Raw genomic sequence first — 6450 nt, forward strand, 5'->3', positions numbered from 1 at the left:
ACCGTTCAGGGGCACGCCCCTTCCCACGACACACCGGCAAGCGCACGAGACGTGGGGACTTAAAACTGGCCATCAGTGGTGACCTCGATCTGGCCACCTGCGGCTACTTTTGCACGGCCACGGACACCTGCAGTCAGCGCTACCGGGATCACGAGGCCTTCCAGCAGACAGTCGAGCTCAGCGTCGCGATCGACGCCAGTTGCCGGGGCCTGGGGGTAGGGACGTCGCTGTATCGGGCGCTGTTCGAAAGCATTCCCGACGAGCCGATCCACGTAGCGGTCGTGGGTATCGCCATGCCCAACGACGCCTCGGTCGCCTTACATCGGAAGTTCGGCTTCACACAGGTCGGTACGTTCCACGAGTACGCCGCCAAGAACGGTCAGTACATCAGTTCGCTGTGGATGGAGCGTCTGCTTTGACGCCCGCCCGCAGCGGCACTCTGGTTGAGTCGGTCCCCGCACGGCGGGCGCCCCCTGGTGCTCGGCGGCGCCGGCTCGTGGAGTTGGTGTGGGGTGTCTCCGCTGAGGCGGGCGGCGACCTCCTCCAGGGTGAGTGTTCGCTCGTTGTCAGGGACGACCACGGTCCAGCACATGGCCACGCGCAGCCAGGGCTGGCTGCGGCGGAGTTGCCGGTAAGCAGCTTGACACCCAGCTTGCAGCAGGACGGCAAGTGCTCCTGACGGCCCTGGAACTGCTCGACCAGCCCCAGGAGCTGCACCGGAGGCGGGGCCGATCGTGCGGCAGCTTCTCAACCGGACGATCTTCACCAAGCTCAAGGTGGAGGGCGAAAGAGTAGTTGCTGACGAGCTAGCGAGCCGTTCGACACCATCGTGTCAGCGGCACGGCACTACGCTCGTTCCTGCTACCGACGAGCCAGAACTGGTTAGAACTGTTCCCACTAGGTCCGGTTCACCACGGGCTGGGCCTCATCTACGACCTAGGCTCGGGGACGACTCCGCCCAGGTAAGGGGACCCCTCCAGTAGTTGCGCGGTCAGCGTGATCCCGGTGAGGTGCTCGGCTAGGAGGAACGCCGGTCCATCGAGGAGCTCGGGGAGCGGATGATGGACGGGATAGATCCGTTCCATGGTCTCCATGAGCTCGTCTGGTACCTCCATGTAGCCGTCCTGGGCGATGAAGCAGAACCGGAGTTCGCCGTCCTCGATCCAGTAGAAGTAGTCGAGGGCCTTGATTGTCATGAGGTAGTGAGAGACGAGGCGGGTGCCCGCCGACAGCGGCATGATCACTTCTTCGGCGATGCCATGCCGGTCGGGCTCGATGACGAACGCCCAGTCGCCGATGGTGGTCACGCCGAGGAACGCTCCTGGTCCGGTTGAACCGGAGCAGGCGGCATCGACTAGTTCGCCGTACGTCATGGGCGTGAAGTCCTCCGGGTGTCCGCCGCGCCGGATCACCACTTGCTCGGGCATCAGGCCGCGGACGTAGGTGAAACACCAGCCGTCCGCTGCTTCGGTGAGCCAGGCGTAGTCGTCAGGAGTAGCGATCATCTCGCCATGTTCACAGCGCCCACCGACACAACGGGGCGGGCGGTTCACCGATGGGATCGTGCGCTGACCACTTCTGGTTTGGCCTATCCCTTGGTGGCTGGTCTCGATGATGGTCCGGTCGGCGGGAAGCAGGCGGGTCTCTCCCTTCGGCTCAGTGATGACCAGGGGCACGCTCTCAGCCACGCCGAGTTGCTTGCGCTCGGGTCGGTCGGCATGCGGGCAGCGACCTGTGCGCCTGGGGCTATCTGGACGGTGACGGCCTCGCCGGCGGCGTCGCCCTTGACTCCCCACGCGCTGGTGAGAGCGGTCACGAGGTAGAGCCCTCGCCCGCCTTCGCGGTTGGGGGTGGGGAGGCCGAACGCAGCGGTGCCGCCCCGGTCTGCGATCTCTATGTAGCCGGTGCCGTCGGAATGACGCTTGACGGTCGCGGTGAAGAGTCGCTCGGCTGTCCCGTGTGTGCTCAACGGCGAACATCTGATGTAGAAGCCGCTGCAGTACAAATCGCGCTGGATCGCCGTGTGCAGTTTCGTGAGCGGCTGACGCCGATGCTCCTCGAAAGCGAACTGGTCCATGCGGGCGCAGGATACTGCCTGGCGCTCGCTCGCTTCGGAGAGGCCGAAGACGCGGCGATCCTGTCGGCCTACCTTGATCGTTATCTGCCACAAGTGGAGTGCCGGTACGACCAAGAGGACGCCCTTGGCGCTCTCATGCTCGTGGACGCGAAGCTCGGAACCGATCATGCTGGCCGGTTCCTGACTCCTGGCGGCCTGTGGGAGACCTTCGCGACGGCCAATTCGGATGCGAGCGGCTGCAAACGCGCCATGAAGGAGAAGGTCTCATTCGCCGAGAGCGCCATGAACGGCACACTCGCTCAATGGGCCGCACAGCGCGACAGTGCTTAGTCACTCACTCAGTCACCCAGAGGATCAAAAAGGCCAGTTCCGATGATCGAAACTGGCCTCTGACCTGAGTGGAGCTATGGGGATTTGAACCCCAGACCCCTTCGATGCGAACTGTGGGCGACGACGATGTCAGCGCCGTGCTGGCCTTCTCAAGCGTGTGATGACGGCTGACTGTGTGAGCCTCTGTAAGGCCCTGTTGCTGTATCCCGCTGCTGTACCAGCTAGGGCCGATCCCTTTGACCCCCAGGCAACAACGACAGTCGTTCGACTTGGCCAAAGCCCGCTCTACCTGCTGTTCAGCGTCCGTTGTGGTCCACCGCTGTCCACCGTGGTCTTCGGTCGTTGTCACGCAGGCGCACTTACCCCCAGGACGTGAGGGTAGGCGATTTTGCAGTTCAGCGGCCTTCAGGTGGCCATGAACGACGTCTGGCGACCTGCGGTTGTTTCGGCTGCGCGCATGCTTGCGGTCCCCGGCTGGTCCCCACTCACTGTTCCCTGAAGCAGGATCTACCGGACACTTCCGTCCATGTCATCGCTTGTCAGCGTTACGATCATCTTGCGCATTTTCCTCCCCTGATGCGGCTTCCAGCTAGGAACCCGGAAATCGAGAAGGGATTCCGATACATGGCGTATTGGTGGGTGAACCAGCGGCGTTCGTTTTGGCAGGAACTAGAGGCTGGGATCCTCTGGGCACCTACCCAAGACCGGGCCGGTAGACGCCCGTCACACTGGGAAACGATGACTGCAGTGAGTCCGGGTGACACAGTGATTCACTACGCATCCGGAGTGACCGCGCTAAGCCTGGTGACGACCCCCGCCGTCCCCGCCCGTCGCCCTCAGGAGTTACCTGCCGGCCTCTGGATTGAGGATGGCAGACTCGTGCGGACCTCCTACCGCGAGGCATCGGAGCCAGTTCCGCTTAGTGACATTCCCGAGGCGTGGCGTACCGACCACTCACCGAACGGGCCCTTCAAACAGGATGGTGGCGTCAAACAAGGTTACCTTTTTCCCGTTGACGACTCCTTCGCCAACCGGTTCATAGTGTGGTTTGGTGGCCGATTCCCCGATGCTCCCGTCGTACTACCGGCAGAGGCGAACGACAGCGCTATCGAATTGCTGCGGCGGCTACTTGGTCAAGATATTGCGACGCTTCAAGGTCGACATAATCGCATCCTTGACGTCCAACCTCCACACGTGCTTGTCGCAACGGAACGCTCCCCAGATGGTCAGCAGGTACCGATCGCGGATGTGCAGACTGCGCTCGATGCTCTCCGCACTACAGGCCGCGTGGCGATCGACCCCAATACGGTTGGTTATCGCAGCTCCTTCATTGGAGCAGTTCTGCTTACTCTTCCGGGTGTTGCGTCGCTGGGTGGAACACCGCCTGTCATCGCTGTGCGTCCTCTTAGTGCGTCCGATACGACGACGGAATATAAGGAGACATTCACCTACGAAGGGGATCTGAGTCGACCGGTAACATCTGAACAGCGGCGGGAACAATCTGCCTTGCGCCGGCTTCTGTTCGGCTCAGCCGCCACTGCAGCGTGTGCTCTCTGCGGCGAGACCTACCCCGTCCGCTTTCTAGTTACGGCACACATCAAGATGCGAAGCCTCTGCAGCGACGAAGAGCGCCGGGACCTGGCTCATGTCGCGATGCCGGCCTGCCAGTTTGGATGTGACGTGCTTTATGAAACCGGCTACATAGCCGTCAACCAAGACGGGAAGATCGTGGCCACGGCTTCGGAGACTGACGGATTGCTTGCGGGTCAACTTTCGCGCCTCGCAGGGCGGCCATGCCTTTCATTCACGGAGGACAACCGTCGCTATTTCGAATGGCATTACGCTGTAAAATTTCGTGGCTGATCAGTCGTCCGCTGACTGGCGGCCGTCAGCGCACGTCATCGACTACTGATCGGTCATCACGGACTGTCTGCTTGCAAACGGGAGCCAGTTCACGACGTAGAGGGGTCGTTGCCCTGCTCGATAGGTGGTTGAGGCTCGGCCGCGGGTGCCTGTGTGAGGTGGTGTTGCTGTACTTCGCTGCTGTACACAGCGTGTCCGCTACAGCTACCGCTTCTGGGCGCGGTACTGCTGAAGCAGCGCGGTGATCTTCTCGCCGTTCTTCTCGCCGTTCAATTCATTCAGAAGTTCGTCAGGGCATAGCTCATAGAGGTCACCCCACCAGCGGCGGGCCTTGTTGTCCCAGATCCGGTAGCCGCCGGGAACGCCTCTTGCGACGTATCGCCTCCTGCTCACAGGCACAGATTAGGCCCCTACAGGCACCTATGGCCTGATCACCAGATGACCCGGAGGATCCGTGCTGCTGGGCCCTGCCTGGGAGTGAGTCGAGAATAGGCCCAGCTCAGGCGGGCTGAAGGTGGACGAGTCGGCCTATAGGCCGGGTTCTATTCCCGCGTGTTCATGACCTGCGTAGATGGAATCGACGCCCTTAGTGACGTGCGAGAATGCTTCCGTCTGTTGTCATCGCTTGACAGCACTTTTCGAAGTCATGTGCCCCCAAAGTGCCCCGGCTTCGATCTTGACCACGTCACGCGGTCGAACGCCATCGATCTCCTTAGCTCTGTCCCTGGCTCTTCTGCACCTTGAGGGCTTCGTACTCGTCAGGCGTGAAGGTTTCCCCGCAGGTCACGCAGACTCTGTCCCCTGTATGGCCGCCCAGGTAGTACTCCCGCTCTGTGCCAGGGTGGTCGCAAGGTGGAGAGCCAGCGCGCTCCCATCTCTTACGTAGATCTGCGGCGTCATTCATCTGCATGAACAGACTCCCTTTTGCGTGAGCTTGACCTCCAGTATGCCTGCGTCGGCCACTGCCCTGATCTTCCCGTCCGCTATCGACCCGCCCCGGAGGGGCAGTAGACCGGTGACGGAGGGGCAAGCTCGGCTTCGCGTGTACATGTTCCCGGTGGCCTTCCTCGCACGCTGGTTGCCCTGCCGGCACAGCCGGGCTTGAGCCGGAGGAGCTGGTCTGCTGGGCTTGCCCGGGTCGATGGCGGACGGGACGATCAGAACTCCCCAGCCCTCCACGGGTTTCAGGTTCTTGATCTGCGAGCTTCCCAGAGCTGGAGACCCCGGGGTTTGGGGCAGCGCCCCAAGGTCTATCCCCCATCCAACCTCCCCGCTCATTCCCTTTTCCGGCTTCTCCCCTTACGCCAGTGTCGTCCTCCTGGTCTCCGGGAATCTCTCGGCTCATGGCTTACTCCCCGCCATGTCCGTTCACCCTGCTGGGGAGAGAACTCCATCGGCACAAAGCAACTGCCGCCACCTATGTCCCACGCCGCCTTGTCGGCGTGGTGCGCGCCGCTGCCGGCGGACCGGCCCGAAGAGGCCGCAGCCGCCGGCGGGCGAGCGCGCGGACCAACAGATAGAAGCTTCATCGTCGTGTGCACTCTTCGTGCGGGCCGTGATGGCATCTGGGCAGCGCTGTGCACCAACTCAAGACCTCGAACCCAACCCAAAGTGTCTCGGGAAGCAGCTTGAAGGATTAGCCTGTCGCCCGAACTCTTCCCCGGCGCGTCCGCTCCCGCGGGCCGCCTTCTCTGCTGGATCGTCCAGGCTGATCCCTCTGCCAAAGGGCGTCCCCCTTCTCCTCCCCTGCTTCCTCCCACCTTCCGCGGTAGCGGCTTGAAGACGTAGGGAAATCTGTAACAGGTCAGATCAGATGCACGCCGTCGTGCTCCCTGACAGCCGGTAGTCCGTCGTGCAGGGCATCGAGCACGCGGACGGCAAAGGCTTCTGTGACCAATTGCTTGACCTCGTCTGGCGTGGCCCAGATGAAGCGTTGCACTTCATCGTTGAGCTTGAGTGCTCCGCCTGTCGCCTTGCAACGGAAGACCAGGGCGATGATCCCGCGGGTCATGTTCTTGTACACGCCCGTGAGCGCGACCGGTTCTACCGTTAGCCTGCGGCTTTCACGGTGAATTTGAGCCAGCTTGATCGCCTACATGAGAAAAGTGCCTTTGAACTGGGAGGATAGGGCTTGTCTAGGGTCCAATCCGCGCCAGTTCAGAAGGCACTTTTCACGTGAA

At 62.1% G+C, this 6450-nt stretch carries 6 protein-coding genes; 3 read left to right on the forward strand and 3 right to left on the reverse strand.

The features are described 5' to 3' along the window. On the forward strand, nt 1-419 hold a 419-nt coding region (locus tag KIP79_RS45710), incomplete at its 5' end, for a GNAT family N-acetyltransferase (RefSeq protein ID WP_214111348.1). A 510-nt stretch (nt 420-929) separates the two neighbouring features. Here KIP79_RS45710 and KIP79_RS45715 read toward each other — a convergent pair. Next, a complete protein-coding gene (locus KIP79_RS45715) occupies nt 930-1505 on the reverse strand; it encodes a DUF6461 domain-containing protein (RefSeq protein ID WP_214111349.1) in 576 nt (191 codons plus the stop codon). 410 nt (nt 1506-1915) lie between these two features. Between KIP79_RS45715 and KIP79_RS45720 the strand changes: the two genes are divergently transcribed. Continuing rightward, nucleotides 1916-2407, forward strand: a complete 492-nt coding sequence (locus KIP79_RS45720; RefSeq protein WP_256447794.1) for a DUF6000 family protein — start codon at nt 1916-1918, stop codon at nt 2405-2407. Nucleotides 2408-3286: 879 nt separating this feature from the next. After that, on the forward strand, nt 3287-4270 hold the full coding sequence (locus KIP79_RS45725) for a hypothetical protein (protein ID WP_214111351.1): 984 nt from the start codon (nt 3287-3289) through the stop codon (nt 4268-4270). 204 nt (nt 4271-4474) lie between these two features. On the opposite strand, the gene KIP79_RS45730 is transcribed toward KIP79_RS45725, so the two are convergent. Together KIP79_RS45730 and KIP79_RS45735 are read right to left on the reverse strand one after the other, a co-directional pair. Then, nucleotides 4475-4663, reverse strand: a complete 189-nt coding sequence (locus KIP79_RS45730) for a hypothetical protein (protein WP_214111352.1) — start codon at nt 4661-4663, stop codon at nt 4475-4477. A gap of 1411 nt (nt 4664-6074) precedes the next feature. Beyond that, nucleotides 6075-6293, reverse strand: coding sequence for an NUDIX hydrolase (locus tag KIP79_RS45735; protein ID WP_214111353.1), 219 nt, complete (start codon nt 6291-6293; stop codon nt 6075-6077). Between the last annotated feature and the right edge of the window lie 157 nt (nt 6294-6450).

It is taken from the genome of Acrocarpospora catenulata (genome assembly GCF_018476525.1).
GTDB classification, from domain to species: domain Bacteria; phylum Actinomycetota; class Actinomycetes; order Streptosporangiales; family Streptosporangiaceae; genus Acrocarpospora; species Acrocarpospora catenulata.